The following is a 24,982-nucleotide window of genomic DNA, read 5'->3' as shown; positions in this document are numbered from 1 at the left end:
AGTCTTACATGTCTAAACTCGCTGCTTTTGACGAACTTTTACAACAATATAAAACATTTAATTATCACGATAATCCAGTGCTTGCCCAACGTTTGCAAGATGTACAAACATGGTTAAAAGAGCGGATGAAAGATACACATCATGAATTTTTCAACTTGCCTGAACATAAACTCATGGCACAGTATTTTTTAAATCGTTTATATGGTGGTCCAGAGTTTGATGCCCTTGCAGCACAAATTGAACGCCTATTGAAATATGCACATAAAGCTGAAAAAGTATTGCCTGACAATGCCATTAAAACTGGAACTAAATCAGTCAGTTTAGCTGTTCTTGCCACTCAGCTTGATGAACAAGTGGCGATACAGCTTCTTGAGGATTATCCAGCTGATACGGTATTAACCGATGAAATCATGGGCTTAACCTTAACCAAACTTGATCAGGCAGAAGCCCGTTATCAACAACTCGCTTTGCTAGATGACTTAGGCACAGCACTCGATAAATACATGCGCTCATTTATGATGTTTACTGCCTTTAAAATGTGTAAAGGTATTGCCCAAAAATATCAGTTCGAATTGATGTATGATTTTATTCAAGATGGTTTTAGCGCGATGAAACCGTTAAAATCTGCCGAAGCCTTTATTAAGACTTTTACTGAAAAAGAACGCCAGATTATTGAAAATGTACATTCAGGGCATCCCAATCCGTTTAGAGTGTGATAAGGTCGGCACATAGAAAAACTCAACCCAACGAAGTTGAGATTTTATTCATTATATTTGCATGATGATGCCTGTAAAAATAGACAAAATCTGTCATCATGCAGAACTTATTCCGTTTCACTTGAGTTTGAGTCTAGGAGAGACAATATGTCTAACGAAAACCAAAAGCCAACATCTCCAACTGAGCAGGCACAAAGTTCAGACAAAGTTAGCCCATTCCTAAGCTCACCTTTACCGCAAGGTACCCCTCAAGGGCAACAACAAACTTTACAACAAACCTTAACAGATACACCTGTGAATGGTTCTGTACCAAAATACAATTTACCACGTGGCGCTAGCAATACTGGCAACATAGGTGAAACCACACACTTTGGTTTCTCAACTGTTAAAACTGAAGATAAAGCTCAAAAAGTTGCAGAAGTATTCCACTCGGTTGCAAGCAAATATGACCTCATGAATGACTTGATGTCATTTGGTATTCACCGTTTGTGGAAACGTTTTGCAATTAACATGTCAGGTGTCCGCCGTGGTCAACACGTATTAGATATTGCGGGTGGTACAGGCGACTTAGCAAAAGTATTTAGCCGTGAAGTTGGTCCTCAAGGCCATGTGGTACTTTCAGACATTAACGAATCTATGCTTAATGTTGGTCGCGACCGTCTAATTGACGCAGGTTGTACCAATGTTGATTTCGTACTTGCCAATGCAGAAACGTTAGAACCTTTTGCAGATAACAGTTTTGATCTACTTACCATTAGTTTTGGTTTACGTAACGTGACAGATAAAGATGCAGCACTTGCTTCTATGTTCCGTGTGTTGAAACCAGGTGGTCGCTTACTTATTCTTGAGTTTTCTAAGCCTGTATTTGAGCCATTCTCAAAACTTTATGACCTCTATTCATTCACTGCGTTACCGATTATGGGTAAATTAGTTGCCAATGATTCAGAAAGTTATAAATATTTGGCTGAATCAATTCGTATGCATCCAGACCAACGCACCTTAAAAGGTATGATGGAAAATGCTGGCTTCCAGAACTGTGACTATCACAACCTTACTGCTGGTATCGTTGCTGTTCACCGTGGCTTTAAACTGTAAGGGATAACGATATGTGGTCGATTCTGGCACTCGGTGCAGTCGAACGTATCATTCATCATCTGATCGATCTGGATGCGGTTACACGCATTCAGCTTAATCAGTTACAGGGCAAAATGTTGCGTGTTGTGATTGATAGCCCGCAGCTTTCTGTCGATGTATTCTTTGACCAAGAAAAAGTACGTCTTGAACCTACTGCAACAGGGCACAGCGAAAAGCCTTCTATTTTTGAACAACGCCCTTTTGATGTGCAATTCAAAATTTCTGAAGCAACAGCAACTTTGCATGTTAAAGATGTCGTCGAACTAATTAAATTATTGGTCAGCGATCCAAATCAGATTGGCAATATCCCATTGCAAGGTGATTATCACCTGCTACAGGATATTCAAAAGATTATGCAGCAAGCTGAACCAGATTTAGCTGCGCACTTATCAAGATGGGTAGGTCCCCAACTCGCCCACGAGATTGGCAAGATTCAACTTGCACCAAGACATTTAAAACGCTCTCTTCAAAGTCATCTATTTTTCGCAGAAGACGCATTAAAAGAAGATAGCGGTCTATTTGCCCCTCGTTGGGAAATGGATGATTTAACTCAAGCAACTCGCAAGCTTAATCAAGACATTGACCGTCTAGAAGCAAGATTTCAGCAACTCAACACACAACTACAACCCTCTCAAGACTAGGTAAGACTGTATATGATTCCGCACGTTTCACGTTTACTCGAACTTTGGCGTATTGCAGCGCACTATAGACTCGATACGTTGTTCCCTGCGGATGAATTACCAGTTAAAGCTCAACGTGCATTAAGTGTTATTAAAATGCACCCAGCTGCATGGTCTAGTCGCGAACGTAAAAATCCTTTAAAGCTCAAAGAGGCTTTAGAAGAGATGGGGCCGCTTGCAATCAAGCTTGGACAATTACTGTCAACTCGACGTGATTTAATTCCACCTGAAATACTTGCTCAATTGGTCTTACTCCAAGATCAGGTCAAACCTTTTGATATCAATGTTGCCAAACAACGTATTCAAGAATCATTAAAAGCTGACGTAAATACCTTGTTTGCACGATTTGATGACCAGCCATTAGCTGCTGCTTCAATTGCACAAGTTCATACTGCTGCTTTGCACGATGGCCGTGAAGTCGTTATTAAGGTGACTCGCCCCGACATTCGCAACCAAATTTTGCAAGACTTTGAAATTTTGGCATGGTTAGGCAACACACTAGAAAGCCGCCTTGAAGCTGCTCGTGCCTTACATCTCTCTGAAATTATTCAAGACTACCGCCAGATTATTTTAAATGAGCTGGACTTGAGTATTGAAGCAGACAACACCCGTCGTATGCGCCATTATTTTACTGGCTCAACCATGATGTATGTGCCTGAAGTCTACATGGACACGAAAGATGTCATGGTGGCAGAGCGCATTACAGGTGTTCCTATTTCAGATACGGCAACCTTTGACCGTCTTGGGATGGACCGCGCACAACTTGCAGAAAAAGGGTTAACCATTTTCTTTACTCAAGTATTCCGCGATAACTTTTTCCATGCCGACATGCACCCCGGCAATGTCTTTGTAGAAACAATTAACCCAAGCAATCCACGCTTTATCGCACTGGACTGTGCGATTATGGGTGAGTTATCTAAGCATGACCAGATGACCATTGCCCGCATGTTGCTTGCTGTCATGAACAGCAATTTTATGCAGCTCATTCAAATTGTGCATCAAGCTGGCTGGATTCCACCGGGTACAGACCAAGATGCGCTATCGCGTGAAATGCGTCGCACCGTTGGACCAATGGTATCTAAACCGATGGATCAACTTGATTTTGCTGGCATCTTGATTCAAGTGATGGATATTGCTCGTCGCTTCCATTTAGAGATTCCACCACAGCTCATGTTGTTACTAAAGACTTTAGTACATGTTGAAGGTCTAGGTACCGATCTTTATCCGCAGCTCGACATCTGGAAATTGGCAAAACCAATTTTGACTGAATGGGTCAAGGCCAACATGAACCCAGTCAAAAATATAAAAGAGTTAGGACAGCAACTACCTGACCTGCTTTTAGGTGCTCAAGATTTCCCAAGCTTAATTATTGATAGCTTAAATGGTTTAAAAAATCAGTCTGCTTGGCAAGACCGTCAGTTACGTGAAATGCAGCAACTTCGTTTGCAAATGGAACATCAACAACGCCGCAGTTGGATGTTCGGTAGTAGCATGCTGATTTTACTCACCATCGCAATTATTAGCCCTTGGTTTGTTTCTATTATTTTAATTGTGCTAAGCAGTTTATTAGCGCTTTGGCGCATATTGAAATAAGTTTTAAATCCCTTGCAAACGCAAGGGATTTTTTTATGTGAAAACTTTAATTTTCAAAAAAATTATAGATCAACTATTCGTTGATTGCTAAATTAGCATTCATAAATACATCAAAAGAACAAACAATGAAAACACCTCATTTTGCGATTATCGGTGCGGGTACCGCAGGTTTAGCCACTGCGATTTTGCTCGCGCGAGAGGGCAATAACGTTACTATTTTTGAACAAGTTGATGAGTTATCTCCAGTAGGTGCAGGTTTATTACTACAACCTGCGGGCTTAGCCGTATTTGAACATTTAGGTGTGCTCGATAAAGCGCTGCCATTGGGTGCAAAAGTAACAGGTTTAGAGGGACAACTTCCCAACAAGCATCTTTTAGTCAACAGTCACTATCAAGAAGCATCTACAAATCTATACGGTTTAGGTATACACAGAGCCACTTTATGCCACGTTCTCACCCAAAAACTTAGTGAATATTCAAGTCAGATTACTTGGTGTCTGGACCATTCCATTGAAAGCTTTGAAGATCATAATGACGAAGTTCGACTCTTCGGAATTCATCAAAGTCAAAAGTTTGATACTCGCTTTGATGCCGTACTTATTGCCAATGGTGCTCGTAGTCAATTACGACCAAAAGCATGGGTAAAAGTTAATCAAGCCTACCCTTGGGGTGCTGCGTGGAGTATCGTGCCTGAATGCCAAGTACTCGATTCTGAAATTCTGCATCAATTTTATGATCGCTCGAAAATTATGATGGGAATTCTTCCTACGGGAGCCATTCCGACAGAACCTCAACAACGTCTTTCAAGTATCTTCTGGAGCCTACCTACTCCCCGATTGCAATCTTTTTTGCAAGATGAGCAGGCTAAACAAGCTTGGTTAAAACAAGTCTCAACGCGTTGGCCTAAAGTTGCAGAATGGCTAAAAGAAATCTTATATGACAACCAAACTCAACCTAAATGGTTATCTGCAAACTACCGTGATGTAGTGATGACTCAATTTGGCCAAGGTCGAATTGGTGTGATTGGAGATGCAGCTCATGCGATGAGTCCACAGTTAGGACAAGGTGCAAATATGGCATTATTGGATGCTTGGGCTTTTTCTCAATCATTGCAACATGCCAAGAAGAACCAGAATATTGACTGGCCCCTACTCTGGCAGCATTATCACCAGCTTCGCCGCTCATCCACTCAGTTTTATCAATTTCTGAGCCGATTATTAACGCCACTTTATCAATCTGACCATTGGTGGGCTGGAGGTTTAAGAGATTTAGTTTTCCCTTGGATGTATCAAATTCCCTATTTTCGAAAAGAAATGGCAATCACGATTTCAGGCTTAAAGACAGGTCCATTCCAACAACTCGATTATGATCGAGTGGCTCAATTGCCTAAAGAAAGTAGTGCTTTTAATGTAAAAAGTGAATCTCTAACTGACTCTTAAAAATAATAGGATACAAGCTGTTGATTAGGCCGACAAAGACAAAAAGGACAAAGAATTTTTCCGCAAAGCGACGTTGATGCCGTACACTATACAAGCTATTTTTAGCATCTAAGTTAAATCAATTATAGTTAACATTTCTTTGGTGATTTCTCATGAATAACACGCAATGGCTCGATGAAGTAAAATTTAACGAACAAGGTCTTATCCCTGCCATTGCTCAACATCATCAAACCGGACGTATTTTGATGGTGGCGTGGATGAACCGTGAAGCACTTGCGCTCACAGCAGAAAAAAATCAGGCTGTTTATTTCTCTCGTTCTCGTCAGAAACTCTGGCACAAAGGCGAAGAATCGGGCCATTTTCAAACAGTTTTTGAAATTCGTCTGGACTGTGATGCTGACGTGATTGTGTTACAAATTGAACAACATGGCGGTATTGCATGTCATACTGGTCGTGAGTCTTGCTTCTATCGCAAACTCACCCCGCAAGGCTGGGAAATTGTCGATGCACAATTAAAAGACCCTACTGCCATTTATGGTGAAAAAGCTAAAACAGAAGCACACGATCATGCTCAAACCACCGAGCAGGTTGACGTACTTGCTCACTTAGGTCAATTGATGCAAGAGCGTAAGCAAGCTGAAGCAGATACATCATATGTTGCAAGCCTCTATAAAAAAGGCATCAATAAAATTTTAGAAAAAGTTGGCGAAGAAAGTGTAGAAACCATTATCGCGGCTAAAGATTTTGCAGCACAAGATTCCGAAGCACACTTAAACGATCTCGTTTATGAAACAGCAGATTTATGGTTCCATACTATTGTGATGTTGGGTTATTTCGATATTAATCCACAAGTCATTATTGACGAATTAGCTCGTCGCCAAGGTTTATCGGGTTTAGTTGAAAAAGCTAACCGCAACAAGGTATAAAATCACTCAGTGTCAAATATTGAAAAACCTAAAGCTACCTATGAGCAAGCAATTGCCATAGACAACGCACGTCTTGGGCAATCATTCAAAGTGATTGCCTATGCTGGCACAGGTAAAACCACGACCCTGCAAATGATTAGTGATGCCATGCCACAAAGACGTGGTATGTATTTGGCATTCAATAAAGCCATTGCTGGCGAAGCACAAAACAAATTTCATCGTAATGTGGACTGTCGTACGTTTCACTCACTTGCATTTCGTAGTGTGCCGCGCGGTGTAACCGACAAATTACGTCTACCACGACTAAGCCCAAGTTTTATTGCTAAAGAGTATCGACTAGAACCCATTACCCTACGTCGAATGATGGGTGGACGCTACGAGAAATATGTCTTAATGCCAAGTCGTTTAGCAAGTCTTGTTGCAAATGCTGTCAGCTATTTTTGTTCGACTAGCTCGCAATACCCTGCTCCTCGACACATTCAGGCACCCAACTGGCTACATCCAGATGACATTATCGAATTACAAAATCACCTTTACCCCGCTGTGGAACGCCGCTGGCTAGAGTCAATTGACCAAAACCATCAAGCGGGTATTGGGCACGATATTTATCTCAAACTTTGGGCATTATCAGAACCCAACATTCCTACTGACTATGTGTTATTTGATGAAGCACAAGATGCTGACCCTTTAATGCTTGGTATTTTACTGCGTCAAAAAAATACGCAGGTCATCTATGTAGGTGATGCACACCAGCAAATCTATGCGTGGCGTGGTGCGATTAATGCTATGCAACAATTACCACTACCTGAATCTCGCTTAACAACTTCTTTTCGTTTTGGTGAAGCCATTGCCGATGTTGCTAATTCACTGTTGGGCGCATTAAATGAGACGGTTCCTTTACTTGGGAACCCAAATCAGAAATCAAGTGTAGTCAATAAACCGCACACCAAAATGCGTGATGCGATTTTATGCCGCACCAATGCTCGTGCAATGGAGCTTTTATTGGCAGGTTTAGTTCACGGCGATAAAGTGAGTTTGCAAGCAGACCATCAGAAGTTAAACCGTTTTGTAGACGCTGCAAGCCTTTTAAAACAAGGCAAACGGGTCACTGACGTGCCCGAGTTAGCATGGTTTAATTCGTGGCATGATGTTCATGAGTACTGTGAAACCAACGAAGGGAGTGACATTAAACCTTTGGTTAAACTGGTAGATGATCACGGTACCGATCCCTTAAAAAAAGCACTTGCAAAGATTACACCACTTGAACAAGCTGACTATGTCATCTCTACAGCCCACAAAGCCAAAGGGCTAGAATGGAACCGCGTTCATATTGAAGATGACTATCAATTTAAAATTAATGGATTAGAACATAAGATTACAGATGAAGAGTTAAGATTACTTTACGTCGCCTGTACTCGTGCTAAAGTAAGTCTAAATATTCATCATCTTTATGATCTGATACAACAATTAAAACTAAGGGCGCCTTTAAGTCTTCGTCAGTCGGTTGGTTGAAGCGCTCATAATTAGGTGAGCCTATGAAACTTGAATCTATCCAATTTAAACATATTGCTCTATTTCATGACCTAAAACTACAGTTTCAATATGATAAACAACCGATTACTTTAATTTTAGGCGAGCAAGCAACTGGCAAAAGTATGTTGTTAAAACATACTTACCATGCCTTAACATGGTTTCCTGCACGCTTTAAAGACTTACGTAGCCCAGGCATTGTTATGCCAGATCAGGATATTACCTATTCTCGTTTGCAGGCTAAAATAGAAGTCAGTATTCAAATTCCTCCAGAATTCGGACAATTACCAGAGAGTACCTCAGCACAACAAGCAGACCCATCCCTTTGTAGCTGGAAACTGTTTAAAACTTTAAATGCAAGTGGAATAGGTATTAGTCAGGTCGAAACTCAACAACTTGATCAGGCTACCGCACTCTATCAACAAGTCACAAGGAAAGATCCGCTACAAGGCCTACCCTTGGTTGCTTATTACCCAGCCGAGCGATTTGTAAATGATATCAATGTGCTTAATAAAAACTTGCCGGGGATTACTCAGTCCATTTCAGCTTATGACATTAGCCCAGTTCCATTTACAACGTTTACCCGTTTTTTTGAATGGCTACGTGAAATTAGCGATATTGAAAATGCTCAAGCTGCATATGTAGTACAACGTATTATTTCCAAACAATCAGATCCACAAAATCAGACAGAATTATTACATCAACTTCAAAAAGAGCTATCACAACAACCAAAACAGCTTCCGTCACCTAATCTATATGCCCTAAAAAATGCATTAAATATTATTTTCCCAGAACTCAAAGATTTATATTTGCAATACCAACCAAGACTTCAACTCATGGTTGACTATGACGGTCAGACCCTACCATTTCAGCAGCTTTCCAGCACGGTAAAAACATGGATAGCACTGGTAGGTGATGTCGCCCGTAGACTCTGTTTACTCAATCCATTAAGCCTAAATCCTTGCCTTGAAGGTGAAGGCATTTTATTGATTGATCAGATTGATGCACAGCTCGACTCACTTCACTGCTCAGAAATTTTGAATCGGCTCCATCAGGCATTTCCACGTTTACAAATTATCGCAACTGGAAGTCGTGAAGAACTGCTTGAACATGCCTCAGCCTATCAATGTCTCAAACTAGAACATGGCAGAGTGACTAAACTCGACATTAACACCACTCAGCAACAGCTTGAACGCATCTATACATTGCTGCAAGGAAATGAACCTTTAGCATCTCACGTCGAAACACAACCAATCAGCTTAATAGATCCAATCCCCTTTCCAGTACAAGTTGATGTTTTATTTCAGCAAATTCAGGGTTTAAATGAACAACAAAAAAACGAATTATTACGCATGATGCGTGCTGGAGATACGCCAGAAGAAAGTCCTTCGGTTTAAATTTCACGCCACATTTAGCTTTATTTTTATAATAAAAGACAGTCTTGTAAAATATAACGCTTGATCAAGATTGTTAGGCGTTGAAATCACTAGATGTTGTTACTGCATGTAATAACATCAGATTTTTACTGCTTTTTTAGTGTACAATAAATTTCATTTTGCGTTTTTATTCTTCAAGTTGCGCAATACAACTTGTTTCTCGCTTTATTTTCTAATTTGGTTGGGTTTTCAGAATAACAAAGCTTTGGAACTCTCTTTGAATTCCTATCTATTCTGAAATTAAAATTTCACCTTTAGGTTTCGGCCTAAATCATATATGGATACGAGTGTGCTACCGATAATTATCTTATTACCGTTAATATTAGGCACCACCCTTGTTTCATTGCTTCAACGGTTCTCGCGTGGAGTAACGGCTTTAGGGGCAATTGGAGTCAGTTTAACCAGTTTCGGGTTATTACTGACTCAAGCTAAAACTGTGCTTGGTGGTGCAAGCATTCAACAAAGCTGGGATTGGTTACCTCAATTGGGGATTAATCTTAGCTTCAGACTCGATGCGCTTGGTTTATTATTTTCTTTACTTATTACCGGTATCGGTACACTCATTTATATTTACGCCTACTACTATCTTGGTCCTAAAAATTCTTTAAGCAAACTATACGCTTTACTCATGCTGTTTATGGCAGCAATGCTGGGTATTTCGCTCTCTAATAATCTTATTATTTTATTAGTCTTTTGGGAGCTCACCAGTATTTCATCTTTCTTGTTAGTGGGTTACTGGAGTCATTATGAAGCTGCTCAACGTGGCTCACGAATGGCACTCACCATTACAGGGATGGGCGGTTTGGCGTTGTTGGGTGGATTTGTTCTATTAGGACAAATCACCGGAACCTATGAAATTAGTGACATCATGGGCATGAAAGATGCCATTCAAGCCCATGCTCTATTTACTCCAATGCTATTGCTTATTTTGCTTGGTGCATTTACGAAGAGTGCTCAGTTTCCATTTCATTTTTGGTTACCCAACGCAATGGCTGCGCCAACTCCGGTGTCTGCCTACCTACATTCTGCAACCATGGTAAAAGCAGGTATTTTCCTACTAGCACGTTTACTGCCAATTTTTGTGGGCGCCGCGCTTTATCACAATATTGTTACCTTCGTTGGCCTATTTACGCTCTGTATGGCAGCCTGTTTTGCCATTTTCAAAGAAGATTTAAAAGGACTGTTAGCCTACTCAACAATTAGCCATTTAGGTCTTATTGTCTGTTTACTTGGAATAGGTTCACCTTTAGCAGTTGCGGCTGCCATTTTTCATATAATTAACCATGCAACATTTAAAGCTGCTCTCTTTATGATTGCAGGGATCATTGACCATGAAACGGGTACACGTGACCTTCGTAAACTCAGTGGTATTTGGCAATTACTTCCTTTTACAGCTACATTGACCATGATCACAGCTGCCTCTATGGCAGGTGTACCACTCACCAATGGCTTTATTTCTAAAGAGATGTTCTTTACCGAGCTATTGGCTAATCTTTCAGGTTCAGCAGTTGTTTTTGCCAGCATCATTGCAACTCTTGCTGGTATTTTTGCAGTGAGCTATTCAATCCGCTTAGTGCACGGCGTGTTTTTTGATGGTCCGATTGGTAAACAAGTTCCAAATAAAAATGCACATGAACCCCCGATCGGTATGCGTGCGCCAGCCATTCTTCTTGCTGTGCTATGTATCTTGGTCGGCGTTTTACCTTCTTTACTGGTAGAACCACTAGTAAATAGCGTAACCAGAGCAAGCTTGATGCAACCAGAGTTTGCAGGAGCTCATCTCGCAATCTGGCACGGATTTAATGCTCCTCTTGTAATGAGTATTATTGCTTTAGTGGGTGGCTCACTCTTCTATTTTGCTTTAGCAAAAGATGGCATGATTCGTAAAATTGACCTTGACCCACGTCTAGGAAAATTACAAGGCCGTATTTTATTTGATTTATTTTTAAAACATCTGTTGCTCACAAGCCGAAAAATCAAACAAAAAACAGAAAACGGCTCATTGCAAAGTTACCTGTTCTTGATTATTGCTTTTAGCATCATCATGGTAACCATGCCTCTACTCAATCAAGGGCTCACTACAGGCACACGTGAACTTACTCATGCCCCATGGATTGCCATCGTTCTCTGGCTGACCCTATTCTCAGGTTGCTGGATGATGCTCTGGTTCCATCATGAGCGTATTAAAGCAGTCCTCATTAGTGGTGCAATTGGTCTGGTTGTAACGATGGTGTTTGTCACCATGTCAGCTCCAGATTTGGCACTGACTCAAATTACCGTGGATGTTGTAACAACTGTTCTTCTATTAATGAGCTTATCTTTACTTCCACAGCTAACGCCTTATGAATCTCTTCGTTCCAGACGTTTAAGAGATGCTGCTTTAGCCATTGTTGGAGGCTTAGGGATAGGCTGGATTACGTGGCTAATTTTAACTCGTGATCATAATTCAATTTCATGGTTCTTTGCCCAACAATCTTTACCACTTGGTGGTGGCTCAAATATTGTAAATGTCATTTTGGTCGACTTCCGTGGCTTCGATACATTCGGTGAAATTACGGTATTAGGCATTGCTGCTATTGGTTCACTTTGCCTCATGGATGGCATGCGTGTGCATGGTACAACCATGACCCAAGGTCTTACCTACCGTTTTAATCCATCTCCGCTTATGTTCCGTATTACAGCCTCTTGGGTATTACCACTAGCGCTTGTCGTCAGTGTTTATATCTTTATGCGAGGACACAACTATCCAGGCGGTGGCTTTATTGCAGGTCTAATCACCTCCATGGCATTAATCATCCAATATATTGCGTTAGGTCAAGACCAAACAGAACAATTACTCAAAGTAAAATCAGGGCGTCTTTACGAAGTCTGGATTGGTTCAGGTTTAATAATTGCTGGCCTTACTGGTGTAGCAGCATGGTTCTGGTTACGTCCATTCCTGACCAGTGCGCACGTCTATGTGGAATTACCAATTCTAGGAAAACTACATCTGGCTTCAGCTGCGAGTTTTGACTTAGGGGTCTATATCACCGTTGTTGGTGCAACGATGTTGCTCATTTCGGTACTAGGAGACTCTCGCCACTCAAGCATGGCTGGTCCTGTAGTACCACATCGGGAGGAATCATCATGATCAGTTTAGAATTCTTATTGGCTTCTGCTATTGGTTTACTTGTTGCCACAGGTATTTATCTGATTTTACGTGCGCGTACCTTCCCTGTCGTGCTTGGATTAGCTGTAATTGGCTATGCTGTAAACCTATTTTTATTTGCTATGGGCCGACTACAAATCAGCTCACCAGCGATTTTAACTGAAACAACAAAAGTAACCGATCCACTTCCTCAAGCGCTGGTGTTAACAGCCATTGTGATCGGTTTTGCAACCACCGCTTTTATTGTACAACTGGCGCTGCGTAGCCGTTATGAGTCAGGTAGTGATCATGTTGATGCTAAAGAAGACATCTCTCCAACATACGACCCACGCGAGGATGAGCCGTAATGTTTGACTTTTTATCTTTCTGGCAAGAACATGCGCCTATTTTTAGCATTCTCATTCCGGCATTTACTGCTTTTATATTATTACTGCTTGGCAACCCAGGAGCAGGTGCTTTAAACGATGATTGGCGACAGCCATGGCGTCGCGGTATTAGCCTTGTTTCAGCCATTGCTGGATTAATTACCGCAATTGTTTATCTAAGCTTTGCCAGCACTGGCCAGATTACCACTTACCAACTGAGTGAATGGTCGGCACCGTTTGGTATTGTATTGGTATTAGATCGTCTTTCTGCATTCATGCTGGTATTGACCTATGCATTAGCAGTGCCGGTTTTATGGTATGCAAGTGACAACTGGGACACCCGTGGTCGCTATTTTCATGCCATGGTCCATTTCTTGTTAATGGGTATCTGCGGAGCATTTTTAACAGGCGACTTATTTAACCTTTTCGTCTTTTTTGAAATCTTGTTGATGGCTTCGTATGTCCTCCTTTTACACGGACAAGGCAAACCACGTTTTCAGCTTGGTGTTCATTATGTCATTATCAATCTTTTAGCCTCTGCCCTATTCTTAATTGGCTTAGGTATGATTTATGGCAGTGTGGGTAGCCTTAACATGGTAGATGTTTCACGTCTAATCCCCACACTCGAAGCAGATCAACATAAATTAGCCGTAGCAGGTGCCCTACTTTTATTTGTCGTGTTTGGCATTAAGGCAGCCATGCTTCCTGTCGGTTTTTGGCTACCAAAAACTTATGCTGTTGCAAGTACACCAGTGGCTGCGATTTTTACCATTATGACCAAAGTCGGCATCTATGCGATTTTACGTGTAAATGGAACAGTATTTGACGATGCGCTTAGCCAAGAAATCTTGAAAAGCTGGTTACTTCCTATTGGTTTGATTACGTCTCTCTATGGAGTGATTGCAGCAATTGGAGCAGATCGGTTACGTCGCTTTGTCGGGTTTATGGTGCTTTCCTCAATTGGTACCTTGCTCACAGCAATTGCCATGTCGAATACACAAGCATGGTCTGGTGCTTTATATTATTTAGTGCACAGTACTCTGATTGGAGCAGCTTTTTATCTATTTTGTGGCTGGATAACCTCACAACGTGGAGATTTTAAAGATCATTTAAAAGTTGCCCCAAGAATCAAACAAGAAAAAGCGGCTATGCTGACTTATTTCTTGATTGCCATGATGATGGCTGGCTTACCACCTTTTAGTGGTTTTCTAGGAAAGGTGTTTATTTTACAAGCTACAGTTGAAACCAGTTATCAAGCATGGATCATTGGGGTAGTACTTGTTGTAAGCCTATTAAGTATTATTGCGCTAACACGTGTTGGTTTTATCTTGTTCTGGCGAGCAACACCTCCAGAGGAAGATCCAATCCATCCCGCATATATTCTTTATCGTGCTTTACCAGAACGAGCACCACCACGGAATGATCAAGTCATCTATGTGCTACTTGCTGGATTAATGGCTTATGTTGTATTTGCTGCACCTATTCAGCATTACACATTAAGTACTGCCCAGCAGATTCAAGACCATGCGCTTTACCAACGCACCATTCTTAAAGTAGATAAAAATAGTGAAGTCATTAGCGTGCAACCATTTGATCCCGCTTACCTGCCCGAAACTAAATATGGAGGAGAAGTTGCAGATCATAATGCTTACCTCCTTCCAGATATTATTTCGAAAGATACCTTCAATGGTAAACATATTTCGGAATATAAACATCGGCAAATTCAGCAACAGGACAAACTACAAACGCCTACCATTGTTGATGAAAGTCAATTGAAACCTATGGAGCCATAATAATGCAGTTATCTCATTTGCTTGAACGCTGGTTTCCACATCCATTTGTTTCCGTTCTTATCATTTTATTTTGGCTGATGCTGTCACATAGTCTTGATGCTAGTGACATTCTGACAGCCGTGCTATTGGGTTTAATTATTCCTCGTTTAGTCAAACCATTTATTACTCGTACACCACATATTCACTGGAAACCTGCTGTTAAATTATGCTTTGTGGTTCTTTGGGATATTATTATTTCTAATTTTCGAGTAGCAAAGCTTGTTTTAGGACCTACCAAAAATTTACACCCTAAATGGTATCGTGTACCACTAGAAACGGAACATGAGCAGGTCAATACATTACTGGCAATGATCATTACGACAACACCTGGTACGGTTTCTGCGGGTATTGATCAGGAACGTGGCGATATTCTGGTTCATGCTTTAAGCACGGATAATACCGAATCTGATATTGAAGACATCAAACAACGTTATGAAATTCCACTTATGGAAATTTTTGATGTAAAAAGCAAAACGGAGGTAAGTGCATGACAATCCTACCCTATGCTCTAGGCATTAGCTCGATTGCCATTACAATCTCTATGCTACTTTGCCTTTTCAGATTGGTCATAGGCCCATCGATTGTAGACCGACTTTTAGCACTCGATACGCTCTTCTTAAATGCAACTTGCCTCATTGTTGTTTTAGGCATTTACTGGATGACGACCTCTTTATTTGAAGGAGCCCTACTGGTTGCTATGCTAGGTTTTGTATCTACCGCAGCCTTGGCACGTTACTTCACAACTGGTCATGTTATCGATTAAGGAGAGATCAAATGCAGTTCGTAATGGAAATTATTGTTTCGGTCTTTCTGGTTTTTGGCGCTTTCTTCATGTTAGTCGGCTCGATTGGTATGGTGCGCTTGCCTGACTTATTCATGCGCTTACATGCACCCACAAAATCGAGTACGTTAGGATTAGGCAGCTTTTTGATTGCATCTATGATCTTTTTCGCTTTTCAAGGCCGCTTTGGTTTTGCCGAGCTACTGATCACACTTTTAGCTTTTATTACCGCACCAGTTTCAGCAAATTTAATTGCTCAAGCTGCGCTACATTTACGTTTGCGCTCATTGAGTGGAGAAGTTCCTGAGTCAATTGAACGCCCCTTGCCGTGGGACCGTTATAAAATTGGCCAGCGTTTCTCGCAAAATAAACCACCTATGGACCCTCCTAAAGACTAGAAAAAACCAGCCAATAAAAAAGCCACCCGAAGGTGGCTTTTTTATTTTTTATATTACTGTTCTTCGTCTGAATCGCGTTTCGGTAAATCATTTACCGCTTTTTCGATCAGACCAAACATATAGTTACCATAAGCATTCGTCTTGTCATAATGGAAACGCAATCTTGGCGTAATACGTGTCTTGATACGACGACTCAACTCATGACGCAAGAAACCAGAAGCTTTATTTAATACATCTAAAGTTTCTTTATTTGCTGCTTCACTTTGCTCGTCACCAAGCTCACGTCCCATTACAGTGACATAAACTTCAGCATAACCCATGTCTGCACTGACTTTCACCGCAGAGATGGTCACTAGACCACCTAAGCGAGGATCTTTAAGCTCCTGACGGATAAGCTCAGACAACTCACGTTGTACTGAATCCGCCATGCGCTTTAAGCGTTGGCTACCCGCCATTAAAGACTCCGTTTAATCAATTGAACATCATAGACTTCGATCTTATCTTTTACTTTGATGTCTTTATAACCTTTCACCGCAAGACCACATTCCATACCAGCACGAACTTCTTCAACCACTTCTTTATAGCGACGAAGAGATTCAAGCTCACCTTGGAACACAACCACGTCATCACGTAATACGCGAATTGGTTTATTACGATGTAATACGCCTTCAAGTACCATACAGCCTGCTGCTGCGCCAAACTTACTTGAGTGGAATACTTCACGTACTTCAGCAACACCCAAGATTGTTTCACGATGTTCAGGAGCAAGTTTACCACTCATGGCATCTTTCACATCATCAATCAATTCATAGATGATGCTGTAGTAACGAATATCGATACCGTCTTGGTCACTTCTCTGACGAGCAGTAGTATCAGCACGAACGTTAAAGCCTAACAATACAGCTTCTGAAGATTCAGCAAGAATCACGTCAGACTCAGTAATCGCACCAACACCAGAACTAATTACACGAACTTTTACTTCATCAGTAGATAATTCGTGTAAAGCTGCATTCAATGCTTCTAAAGTACCACGTACGTCTGTTCTTAAAACAACGTTCACTGTAGGAACATCTTTTTTGCCCATTGACGACATGATATTTTCAAGGCGCATTGCGCTTTGACGATCAATACGTTTTTGACGCTCACGGTCAGCACGAGCATCAGCAACTTCACGTGCTTTCTTCTCGTCATTTACAACAAGAACTTCATCACCTGCCATTGGAGCATCTGGAAGACCCAGAATTTCTACAGGAATAGATGGTCCTGCTGATTTAATAGGCTTACCATTTTCATCAGACATTGCACGTACACGACCATATGATGAACCTGCAAGAACAAGGTCACCAATGTTTAATGTACCGTTTTGAACAAGAATAGAAGTTACTGCACCACGGCCTTTATCAACACGCGCTTCAATAACAACACCTTGCGCAGCACCTTCAGCAGATGCTTTTAATTCCATCAATTCTGATTGAATAAGAATTAAATCAAGGAGTTCATCGATACCTTGTCCACTGTGTGCAGAAACTTTAGCAATCGGAACATCACCACCCCATTCTTCTGGAACGATTTGTTTCGTTGTTAATTCATTTAACACACGGTCTACATCAGCAGATTCTTTATCCATTTTGTTGATTGCAACAATAATTGGAGTACCTGCCGCACGCGCATGGTCAATTGCCTCTGCAGTTTGTGGCATTACACCGTCATCTGCTGCAACAACCAATACAACGATATCTGTTGCTTTCGCACCACGTGCACGCATTGAAGTAAATGCAGCATGTCCCGGTGTATCAAGGAATGTAATGATTCCTTTGTCTGTTTCAACGTGATATGCACCAATATGCTGGGTAATACCACCTGCTTCGCCTGCCGCTACTTTTGAACGACGGATGCGGTCAAGCAATGATGTTTTACCATGGTCAACGTGACCCATAATGGTAACAACTGGCGGACGAGTTGTTTGCTCACCACGTGCTTCTTCAGCCGCTTCAAGCAAGTTATCTTCCGCTTGTGTATCAGAAACTAAAACAGGGTTATGGCCCATTTCTTCAACAACAAGTGCTGCTATATCTTGATCAATAGCTTGGTCTTGATTAACCAACTCACCCATTTTCATAAGTGATTTGATAACTTCACGTACTTTAATCGCCATTTTTTGAGCAAGATCGGCAACAACAATGCTTGAACCGATTTCTACATCATAAACTTGCTTTTTAACTGGCTTTTCAAATCCATGCTTATTTGCCTGACTTGATTTTAAACCACGTTTGTTATGGTTAACAAAGCTTTGCTCTTCTTGACCACGACGACCACCTTTTTTACCCGCACGAGGGTTAGTGGTTGCGCCACCGCGTTTAATTTCACGGTCTTCTTGCTTAAATGAATCTTCATAAGCTTGGCCAACTAGACCTGAAGCAAGTGGAGAATCATCAATCACGCGAATTGTTGTAGCAGCCTCGTCATTTGAATACTTAGACGCCATTTTGCGCATTTGTTCAAGTGTACGTTGCTGAGCTTCTTCAGCCGCTTTACGACGCGCAGCTTCTTCAGTTGCTTTTAACTGAGCTGTTTGTGCTTCACGCGCTTTCTTTTGCTCTAATGTTTCTGCTGGTTTTGGTGCAGGTTTTACTGTACCACCACCACGCTTTTTCACTACTACAGCAGCTTTAGGAGCTGTCTGAGCAGCGCTGTCTTGTTGATGAGCAGCACGCATAGCATCTAAAGTTGCTTTTGCTTTTTGCTCTGTTTGAAGACGCGCGGTTTGCTGTGCAGTGTCACGCGTTTGCTGCTCTACACGTGTTTTAGCTTCAGCTTCTGCACGTGCTTTAGCTTCAGCTGCAATTTGTTCAGGGTTTGGTTTAGCAAAAACCTGTTTCTTACGTACTTCTACGTTAATTGTTTTTGCTTTACCTGAAGTACTTGCAACTTTAGCGGTACTGGTTGTTTTACGTTTCAACGCAATTTTTCCTGTGTTACCACTTTCCTGACCATGCACTTTTTTCAAATGATTGACTAAAGTATCCTGTTGTTCAGTGGTAATAATATCGTCTGCTGTACGTTGAGGCAAACCTGCTTCACGAGCCTGTTCTAGGAGCTTCTCAACAGGACGTCCTACACTGAGAGCTAACTCTTTAATCGACTTGTCCGTCATATTTCATCTCCTAGTTAAACCATGATTCGCGAGCTTTCATGATCAATTGACCTGCTTTTTCATGATCAAGTCCTTCAATATCAGAGATATCGTCAGTAGCTTGATCTGCCAAATCATCGACAGTAATAATACCGCGAGCGGCAAGCGAGTAAGCGATCTCAGAAGTCATGCCTTCCATAGTTAGAAGGTCTGCGCTCGGTTCTTGAATATTTTCTTGCTGTTTCAAAGCATCAGTAAGTGCTGCTTCTTTTGCACGACTTTGCAATAACTCAACCAATTCAGCATCAAGCTCAATTTCGTCAAAAGTTTCAGCTGGAACATAAGCGATCTCTTCTAAAGAGGTAAAGCCCATTTCCACCAATGCCATTGCTAAATCTTCTTCAATATCTAGACGTGATACAAACATGTCAAGATATTGCTGAGCTTCATTTTGCTGACGAGCACGATACTCTTCTTCAAGCATCATGTCGAGTTTGTAGCCAGTTAAATCAGAAGCCAAGCGAACATTTTGCCCTTGTGAGCCAATTGCACGAGCTAATTGATCGCTGGTTGCAAAAATAATATCGGCACTTCTTGCATCTTCATCAAGCACGATGCCTGAAACATCAGCTGGTTCTAATGCACTTGCAATGTATTGAGCCGGATCATCAGACCAGACCACTACATCAATACGTTCACCGTTCAACTCTTGTTGCACTGCTTGAATACGCGTACCACGCATACCAATACATGCACCTACAGGGTCAATACGATGGTCATTTGTTTTCACTGCAATTTTAGCACGAACGCCTGGTTGACGTGCCGCTGCTTTAATTTCAATAATTTCTTCAGAAATCTCAGGAATTTCTTTTTTCATTAAAGCAATTAGCATTTCCGGCTTAGCGCGTGATAACAACAACTGAGCGCCACGACCTTCACGGTTCACATTATATAAAATAGCGTTCATACGTTGTTTCGGACGAAGAATTTCTTTAGGAATCATTTCTTCGCGCGCAAGATAAGCTTCAGCGTTGTCGCCTAAATCGATAATAAAGCCATCTTTGGTTTGTTTTTTCACTTCACCGTAAATTAACTCACCAACTTTAGACTCGTATGCATCAGCAACTAAAGCACGCTCAGCTTCACGAATTTTTTGTACGATAACTTGTTTTGCAATTTGTGCAGCGATACGACCAAACTCAATAGATTCTACTTCGAGTTCACGTACATCACCAATTGACCATTTAGATGGGTCAAGATCAGAAATCGCATCTTGGCAAGCTGGCATTTCATGATCTTCATCTGCCACAACAGTCCATTGACGGAACGTACGGTAATCACCAGTTTTACGATCAATCTCTACACGAAGCTGAGCTTCTTCAGCATGTGTACCTTCGTAAAATCTTTTCTTCGTTGCAGCAACTAGAGCTTGTTCTAAAGCCTCGAAGATCGCTTCACGACTAACACCTTTTTCATTACTAACCGTTTCAACAACGGTAAGAATTTCGCGGCCCATAAGTCACCTACCGATTTCTTATAAAATTTAAATAAATTTAATCTTGATAGATCAAGTTCGCTTTATCGATATTGTTGCTGTCGATCTCAAGCACGTGCTTCCCATCAACTTCAACCTGAATTTCTTCATTTTCAAGGTCTACTGCGATAAGTTTTGCTTGAAATTTACGACGGTTTTCTACTGCTGCAATCAAACGCAAAGCAATTTGTTGTCCAATGTAGCCTTGTAACTGTTCTAGTTGAAAAAATGGACGATCCCAGCCCGGCGAAGAAACTTCTAATGAATACTCACCTGAAATTGGATCATGAACATCCAGCATTGCACCAACCTGTTGTGTTACGCGAACACAATCTTGTACACCAATACCGCGGCCTTGCTCTACTTCACCATCTTCATCAATTACTGGCTCAGCATTTTCATCAACCGCTTTATCGATATAAATACGCAATAATGAACGTTTGCCTTGTGGGAGAAACTCGATTCCCCAAAGGTCGACACCGCATGCTTGTACTGCAGGAACAATTAAGTCATGCAATGCTTGGGATTTATTTGATAATTTCATTTACTCTCGTCATTCTCGTGCGATTCAATCGGTTGTTTTAACCGACACAGACCTACTATAGTGAAGCATGACTATTTGACCAATTGATGTCGAAACTACACGATAGCGATACGATAACCAATAAAAAAGGGCGTTAATCGCCCCTATCTTGCACAGAAAACAATAGTCCACTGTGCAAAAAGGCCCACTTGTCTGTGAGCCTCTTTTAAGAAACTTGGTAGCGGGAGCTGGATTTGAACCAACGACCTTCGGGTTATGAGCCCGACGAGCTACCAGACTGCTCCATCCCGCATCAACGTGCAAAAATTATATACAAATATCAAATAAAGTCAATGTAAACTTTCTAGATACTGTCTGATTAAGTTGCACCTTAATCAAATTGGTAGCGGGAGCTGGATTTGAACCAACGACCTTCGGGTTATGAGCCCGACGAGCTACCAGACTGCTCCATCCCGCAACAAAAACAAACTACTTGCACTCAACTTTCTGGTTAAAAGCTGGTGCGGAAGGGGGGACTTGAACCCCCACGCCCGAAGGCACTACCACCTCAAGGTAGCGTGTCTACCAATTCCACCACCACCGCAGCTTGTGGGACGCATTCTAGTGCTTCCAACTATAAAAGGAAAGCCTTATTTCGAATTATTGCCCCGTTTTTGGTGCAGTTGGTGAAGTTTCAGGCAATGTAGCTGGTGTTGGTGCAGTGGTTTGTACAGTTTTTAAACTATAAGCCTCTGTAGTTTGCTTTTTCGCAAAAACAGCCAAGGTTAAACTAGTCACAAAAAACAATGCTGTCAAAACAGCAGTAAGACGAGTAAGGAAATTAGCTGAACCCGATGCACCAAATACAGTTGCTGCTCCGCCGCCACCGAAAGAGGCACCAGCATCCGCACCTTTACCATGTTGCACTAGAATCAAGCCAATCATCAGTACCGCTAAAATAATATGTACGATCAGTACAAAAGAGTGCATACCCTATCCTCGTTATTTACTTTGTGCAAAGGCTTGTACGATTTGATAAAAAGATGCTGCATTTAACGAAGCACCTCCTACCAACGCGCCATTTATATCTGGACATGCTGCCAACTCGACTGCATTTTCAGCTTTTACACTACCGCCATATAAAATCGCAATGTCTGGACCCGCTGAGGTAATCTGACTTAAACCTTCACGGATTTTAGCATGCATTGTCTGCGCATCTTGTGGTGAAGCAGTTTTACCTGTACCAATTGCCCAGATTGGCTCATAAGCAATTACAATTTGCTTTTGCCATTGCTCTGCAGTAACTACAGGAGCTATATCACAGATTTGTTGCAATACAACCTGTTCTGCTAAATCTTGTTCACGCTGTTCGAGACTTTCACCCACACAATAAATGACAGTTAAGCCTGCATTTAAAGAATTTTGGAGTTTTGCCTTCAAAATTTCAACGTTATCACCTAATAAGTCACGGCGCTCAGAATGACCCACCAATACAAAATTAATTTGGCTATCTTTTAATAATTCTGCACTGACTTCACCAGTATAAGCACCTGTACCTGCTACACGCGATACATCTTGTGCAACTGTATATACTGTTTTTGCAGCATCTTGCAATTGTGCTTGTACCATTGCAAGTGCAATAGAAACTGGAGCAACCCCGACATGGCAGCTTTCATCTGCAATTTGGTTTTGTTGCAATAGTTGTTTAAATTCTTCTATAAGTTGTTTGGCATTGGCACGCATTGGGTTCATTTTCCAGTTGCCAACCACCCAAGGCGTAATCGTCGAACCCGACATACGGCTCACCTTTCATCAAAAATGCAGCACATTCTACACGCATTTCTGCAAATTTCAGATACTTTTCTTTAACGGGATGACTCATATCTTTTCTACTATTTGAAAACAGTAATAAAACTTTATTGAGCCAAAAGCTCCACCTTTTAAAAATTAATGAATAAAAACTTCGACTGGTTCAAGCTTTGATGAGCGGATCAAGACGAGAGCATCATTTTCTCAGGTAGTAATTTCAGATAACAAAAGTATAATTTTTTATATACCAATTATAAACATATGAGCATAGGTAGGCAGATGTCAGTCATACATACATCTCCAAAATTTTCGGGGTTTTTTCGACGATTAATCGAAGAAAAACATGTGTCGGCAGCGACCATGCAAACAGCATTAGATGCAGCAAAAAGAGCTAAACGGGATACAGTTGCGTACCTGATTGAAGAGGTTCATCTCTCCCCTTCTTTATTGGCTGAAACAATTTCTATTGAATTTGCTGAACCATATTTTGATCTGGATGTTTACGATACCAGCCAAATTCCTAAAGATTTGGTCGACCAGAAACTGATCTTAAAGCATCGGGTCTTGCCTCTCGTACAAAGAGGACAGATTTTACATGTTGCAACCAGTAACCCCAGTAACATTGAAGCCATTGATGCTATTCGCTTCAATAGTAAGCTTTTGGTTGAAGCAGTTATTGTCGAGCACCATAAACTTGAGAAAATTCTGGCGCAGCAATTTACTGAAGAAAGCAGTTTCGAGTTTAGTGATGAAGAGTTTGATCTTGATGTAGATCTTGATACTTCAACCGCTCCTGAAGAGGATGAAGAGACTCCTCAGGGTGATGAAGCACCTATTGTTAAATATATTAATAAGTTATTAATAGATGCGATTCGTATGGGGGCTTCAGACTTACATTTTGAACCTTATGAGAAATCGTATCGGGTTCGTTATCGGGTTGACGGCGTTTTGCGTCAGATTGCAAATCCGCCTTTGCAACTGGCTAATCGTTTGGCTTCACGCTTAAAAGTGATGTCTCAAATGGACATCTCCGAAAAGCGTGTCCCTCAAGATGGTCGTATCAAGCTCAAACTATCGAAATCTAAAGCAATTGATTTTCGTGTGAACTCTCTTCCAACCTTATTTGGTGAAAAACTAGTTCTACGTATTCTCGATCCTTCTAGTGCCATGCTGGGCATTGATGCTCTAGGATATGAAGAAGAGCAAAAAGCACTCTTTATGGAAGCATTAGATAAGCCACAAGGTATGCTTTTAATTACGGGCCCTACGGGTTCTGGTAAAACAGTATCTTTGTATACGGGACTCAACATTTTAAATACTGAAAGTTCCAATATTTCTACCGCCGAAGATCCAGTCGAAATTAACCTTGAAGGCATTAACCAGGTTAACGTGAACCCGAAAGTAGGTCTTACTTTTTCGGCTGCGCTTAAATCATTTTTACGTCAGGACCCTGACATTATTATGGTCGGCGAGATTCGTGATTTAGAAACAGCTGAAATTGCGATTAAGGCGGCTCAGACGGGTCATATGGTGATGTCTACACTACACACCAACAGCGCTCCTGAAACACTGACTCGTCTACGCAATATGGGAGTTCCATCTTTCAATATTGCGACATCTGTCAATTTAGTGATTGCTCAGCGTTTGGCACGTCGATTATGTCCTCAATGTAAAATACCTACTGACATTCCTAAACAAAGCCTATTAGAAATGGGTTTTACCGAACAAGATCTAACACACCACGATTTTCAAGTTTTTCAACCTGTTGGTTGTCCTGAATGTCGTGAGGGATACAAAGGTCGAGTTGGTATTTATGAAGTAATGAAAGTCACACCTGAGATTTCCAAGATTATTATGGAAGATGGCAACGCTTTAGAAATCGCTGCTGCTTCTGAAAAATTGGGGTTTAGTAATCTGCGTCGCTCAGGCTTAAAGAAAGTCATGCAAGGTGTTACTTCTTTACAAGAAGTCAACCGTGTGACCAGTGAATAAAAGACAATTTAAA

General features: G+C 41.3%; 21 protein-coding genes and 3 tRNA genes. 15 read left to right on the top strand and 9 right to left on the bottom strand.

The window, feature by feature from the left end:
- Positions 1-8 precede the first annotated feature (8 nt).
- The 14 genes from I5515_RS08035 (at position 9) to I5515_RS07970 (ending at position 15,978) form a co-directional block, all read left to right on the top strand.
- Entirely contained in the window at positions 9-716 is a 708-nt protein-coding gene (locus I5515_RS08035; RefSeq protein ID WP_199965615.1) for an FFLEELY motif protein, read from the top strand.
- 147 nt (positions 717-863) lie between these two features.
- Entirely contained in the window at positions 864-1,811 is a 948-nt protein-coding gene (ubiE, locus tag I5515_RS08030) for a bifunctional demethylmenaquinone methyltransferase/2-methoxy-6-polyprenyl-1,4-benzoquinol methylase UbiE (RefSeq protein ID WP_199965613.1), read from the top strand.
- 11 nt (positions 1,812-1,822) lie between these two features.
- Entirely contained in the window at positions 1,823-2,491 is a 669-nt protein-coding gene (locus tag I5515_RS08025) for an SCP2 domain-containing protein (RefSeq protein WP_199965611.1), read from the top strand.
- Between the two features lie 12 nt (positions 2,492-2,503).
- Entirely contained in the window at positions 2,504-4,123 is a 1,620-nt protein-coding gene (locus I5515_RS08020; protein WP_199965609.1) for an ABC1 kinase family protein, read from the top strand.
- A 125-nt stretch (positions 4,124-4,248) separates the two neighbouring features.
- Entirely contained in the window at positions 4,249-5,562 is a 1,314-nt protein-coding gene (locus I5515_RS08015) for an FAD-dependent oxidoreductase (RefSeq protein ID WP_199965607.1), read from the top strand.
- Between the two features lie 152 nt (positions 5,563-5,714).
- Positions 5,715-6,488 carry a bifunctional phosphoribosyl-AMP cyclohydrolase/phosphoribosyl-ATP diphosphatase HisIE gene (hisIE, locus tag I5515_RS08010; protein ID WP_199965604.1) on the top strand — a complete coding sequence of 258 codons (774 nt, stop codon included), beginning with the start codon at positions 5,715-5,717 and terminating at the stop codon, positions 6,486-6,488.
- Between the two features lie 9 nt (positions 6,489-6,497).
- Positions 6,498-8,000 (top strand): UvrD-helicase domain-containing protein, encoded by a 1,503-nt coding sequence (locus tag I5515_RS08005; RefSeq protein ID WP_199965602.1) that lies wholly within the window; start codon positions 6,498-6,500, stop codon positions 7,998-8,000.
- Positions 8,001-8,023: 23 nt separating this feature from the next.
- On the top strand, positions 8,024-9,415 hold the full coding sequence (locus I5515_RS08000; protein ID WP_199965600.1) for an AAA family ATPase: 1,392 nt from the start codon (positions 8,024-8,026) through the stop codon (positions 9,413-9,415).
- A 316-nt stretch (positions 9,416-9,731) separates the two neighbouring features.
- Positions 9,732-12,584: a monovalent cation/H+ antiporter subunit A gene (locus tag I5515_RS07995; RefSeq protein WP_199965597.1), complete on the top strand. Its 2,853-nt coding sequence runs from the start codon at positions 9,732-9,734 to the stop codon at positions 12,582-12,584.
- Positions 12,581-12,949 (top strand): Na+/H+ antiporter subunit C, encoded by a 369-nt coding sequence (locus I5515_RS07990; RefSeq protein WP_199965595.1) that lies wholly within the window; start codon positions 12,581-12,583, stop codon positions 12,947-12,949. The genes I5515_RS07995 and I5515_RS07990 overlap by 4 nt, the downstream gene beginning before the upstream one ends.
- The gene (locus I5515_RS07985) at positions 12,949-14,760 is read left to right on the top strand and encodes a monovalent cation/H+ antiporter subunit D (RefSeq protein ID WP_199965593.1); all 1,812 of its coding nucleotides are present in this window, start codon (positions 12,949-12,951) and stop codon (positions 14,758-14,760) included. The genes I5515_RS07990 and I5515_RS07985 overlap by 1 nt, the downstream gene beginning before the upstream one ends.
- Before the next feature lie 2 nt (positions 14,761-14,762).
- Entirely contained in the window at positions 14,763-15,290 is a 528-nt protein-coding gene (locus tag I5515_RS07980; protein ID WP_199965590.1) for a Na+/H+ antiporter subunit E, read from the top strand.
- A complete protein-coding gene (locus I5515_RS07975; protein WP_004795001.1) occupies positions 15,287-15,562 on the top strand; it encodes a monovalent cation/H+ antiporter subunit F in 276 nt (91 codons plus the stop codon). The genes I5515_RS07980 and I5515_RS07975 overlap by 4 nt, the downstream gene beginning before the upstream one ends.
- An 11-nt stretch (positions 15,563-15,573) precedes the next feature.
- A complete protein-coding gene (locus I5515_RS07970; protein WP_005301841.1) occupies positions 15,574-15,978 on the top strand; it encodes a Na+/H+ antiporter subunit G in 405 nt (134 codons plus the stop codon).
- A 53-nt stretch (positions 15,979-16,031) separates the two neighbouring features.
- Here the strand turns inward: I5515_RS07970 and I5515_RS07965 are convergent, their stop codons facing one another.
- From I5515_RS07965 to tpiA, 9 genes are all read right to left on the bottom strand, one after another.
- On the bottom strand, positions 16,032-16,433 hold the full coding sequence (locus I5515_RS07965) for a ribosome-binding factor A (RefSeq protein WP_005301838.1): 402 nt from the start codon (positions 16,431-16,433) through the stop codon (positions 16,032-16,034).
- The gene (gene infB / locus I5515_RS07960; RefSeq protein ID WP_199965588.1) at positions 16,433-19,132 is read right to left on the bottom strand and encodes a translation initiation factor IF-2; all 2,700 of its coding nucleotides are present in this window, start codon (positions 19,130-19,132) and stop codon (positions 16,433-16,435) included. The genes I5515_RS07965 and infB overlap by 1 nt, the downstream gene beginning before the upstream one ends.
- A 10-nt stretch (positions 19,133-19,142) precedes the next feature.
- Positions 19,143-20,627: a transcription termination factor NusA gene (gene nusA, locus I5515_RS07955; protein ID WP_199965586.1), complete on the bottom strand. Its 1,485-nt coding sequence runs from the start codon at positions 20,625-20,627 to the stop codon at positions 19,143-19,145.
- Positions 20,628-20,664: 37 nt separating this feature from the next.
- Positions 20,665-21,189, bottom strand: coding sequence for a ribosome maturation factor RimP (gene rimP / locus I5515_RS07950; protein WP_199965584.1), 525 nt, complete (start codon positions 21,187-21,189; stop codon positions 20,665-20,667).
- Positions 21,190-21,404: 215 nt separating this feature from the next.
- Positions 21,405-21,481: transfer RNA gene (locus tag I5515_RS07945), tRNA-Met, on the bottom strand.
- Positions 21,482-21,569: 88 nt separating this feature from the next.
- A tRNA-Met gene (locus I5515_RS07940) sits at positions 21,570-21,646 on the bottom strand.
- A gap of 41 nt (positions 21,647-21,687) precedes the next feature.
- A tRNA-Leu gene (locus I5515_RS07935) sits at positions 21,688-21,772 on the bottom strand.
- Between the two features lie 56 nt (positions 21,773-21,828).
- The gene (gene secG, locus I5515_RS07930; RefSeq protein ID WP_199965582.1) at positions 21,829-22,158 is read right to left on the bottom strand and encodes a preprotein translocase subunit SecG; all 330 of its coding nucleotides are present in this window, start codon (positions 22,156-22,158) and stop codon (positions 21,829-21,831) included.
- Between the two features lie 12 nt (positions 22,159-22,170).
- Entirely contained in the window at positions 22,171-22,965 is a 795-nt protein-coding gene (gene tpiA / locus I5515_RS07925; protein ID WP_199965580.1) for a triose-phosphate isomerase, read from the bottom strand.
- 291 nt (positions 22,966-23,256) lie between these two features.
- Between tpiA and pilB the strand changes: the two genes are divergently transcribed.
- Positions 23,257-24,969 carry a type IV-A pilus assembly ATPase PilB gene (gene pilB / locus I5515_RS07920; protein WP_199965578.1) on the top strand — a complete coding sequence of 571 codons (1,713 nt, stop codon included), beginning with the start codon at positions 23,257-23,259 and terminating at the stop codon, positions 24,967-24,969.
- The last annotated feature ends 13 nt before the right edge of the window (positions 24,970-24,982 follow it).

It is taken from the genome of Acinetobacter calcoaceticus (assembly GCF_016508255.1).
In the GTDB taxonomy this organism is placed as follows: domain Bacteria; phylum Pseudomonadota; class Gammaproteobacteria; order Pseudomonadales; family Moraxellaceae; genus Acinetobacter; species Acinetobacter calcoaceticus_E.
The sequence above is the reverse complement of the archived record's forward strand: the minus strand, read 5'-3'. Positions and strand labels throughout refer to the sequence as shown.

Excerpts from the sequence above, each read along its gene's own strand:
- I5515_RS08035 (WP_199965615.1), top strand. The coding sequence starts at position 9 with ATGTCTAAACTCGCTGCTTTTGACGAACTTTTACAACAATATAAAACA.
- ubiE (WP_199965613.1), top strand. The coding sequence starts at position 864 with ATGTCTAACGAAAACCAAAAGCCAACATCTCCAACTGAGCAGGCACAA.
- I5515_RS08025 (WP_199965611.1), top strand. The coding sequence starts at position 1,823 with ATGTGGTCGATTCTGGCACTCGGTGCAGTCGAACGTATCATTCATCAT.
- I5515_RS08020 (WP_199965609.1), top strand. The coding sequence starts at position 2,504 with ATGATTCCGCACGTTTCACGTTTACTCGAACTTTGGCGTATTGCAGCG.
- I5515_RS08015 (WP_199965607.1), top strand. The coding sequence starts at position 4,249 with ATGAAAACACCTCATTTTGCGATTATCGGTGCGGGTACCGCAGGTTTA.
- hisIE (WP_199965604.1), top strand. The coding sequence starts at position 5,715 with ATGAATAACACGCAATGGCTCGATGAAGTAAAATTTAACGAACAAGGT.
- I5515_RS08000 (WP_199965600.1), top strand. The coding sequence starts at position 8,024 with ATGAAACTTGAATCTATCCAATTTAAACATATTGCTCTATTTCATGAC.
- I5515_RS07995 (WP_199965597.1), top strand. The coding sequence starts at position 9,732 with ATGGATACGAGTGTGCTACCGATAATTATCTTATTACCGTTAATATTA.
- I5515_RS07990 (WP_199965595.1), top strand. The coding sequence starts at position 12,581 with ATGATCAGTTTAGAATTCTTATTGGCTTCTGCTATTGGTTTACTTGTT.
- I5515_RS07985 (WP_199965593.1), top strand. The coding sequence starts at position 12,949 with ATGTTTGACTTTTTATCTTTCTGGCAAGAACATGCGCCTATTTTTAGC.
- I5515_RS07980 (WP_199965590.1), top strand. The coding sequence starts at position 14,763 with ATGCAGTTATCTCATTTGCTTGAACGCTGGTTTCCACATCCATTTGTT.
- I5515_RS07975 (WP_004795001.1), top strand. The coding sequence starts at position 15,287 with ATGACAATCCTACCCTATGCTCTAGGCATTAGCTCGATTGCCATTACA.
- I5515_RS07970 (WP_005301841.1), top strand. The coding sequence starts at position 15,574 with ATGCAGTTCGTAATGGAAATTATTGTTTCGGTCTTTCTGGTTTTTGGC.
- I5515_RS07965 (WP_005301838.1), bottom strand. The coding sequence starts at position 16,433 with ATGGCGGGTAGCCAACGCTTAAAGCGCATGGCGGATTCAGTACAACGT.
- infB (WP_199965588.1), bottom strand. The coding sequence starts at position 19,132 with ATGACGGACAAGTCGATTAAAGAGTTAGCTCTCAGTGTAGGACGTCCT.
- nusA (WP_199965586.1), bottom strand. The coding sequence starts at position 20,627 with ATGGGCCGCGAAATTCTTACCGTTGTTGAAACGGTTAGTAATGAAAAA.
- rimP (WP_199965584.1), bottom strand. The coding sequence starts at position 21,189 with ATGAAATTATCAAATAAATCCCAAGCATTGCATGACTTAATTGTTCCT.
- secG (WP_199965582.1), bottom strand. The coding sequence starts at position 22,158 with ATGCACTCTTTTGTACTGATCGTACATATTATTTTAGCGGTACTGATG.
- tpiA (WP_199965580.1), bottom strand. The coding sequence starts at position 22,965 with ATGTCGGGTTCGACGATTACGCCTTGGGTGGTTGGCAACTGGAAAATG.
- pilB (WP_199965578.1), top strand. The coding sequence starts at position 23,257 with ATGTCAGTCATACATACATCTCCAAAATTTTCGGGGTTTTTTCGACGA.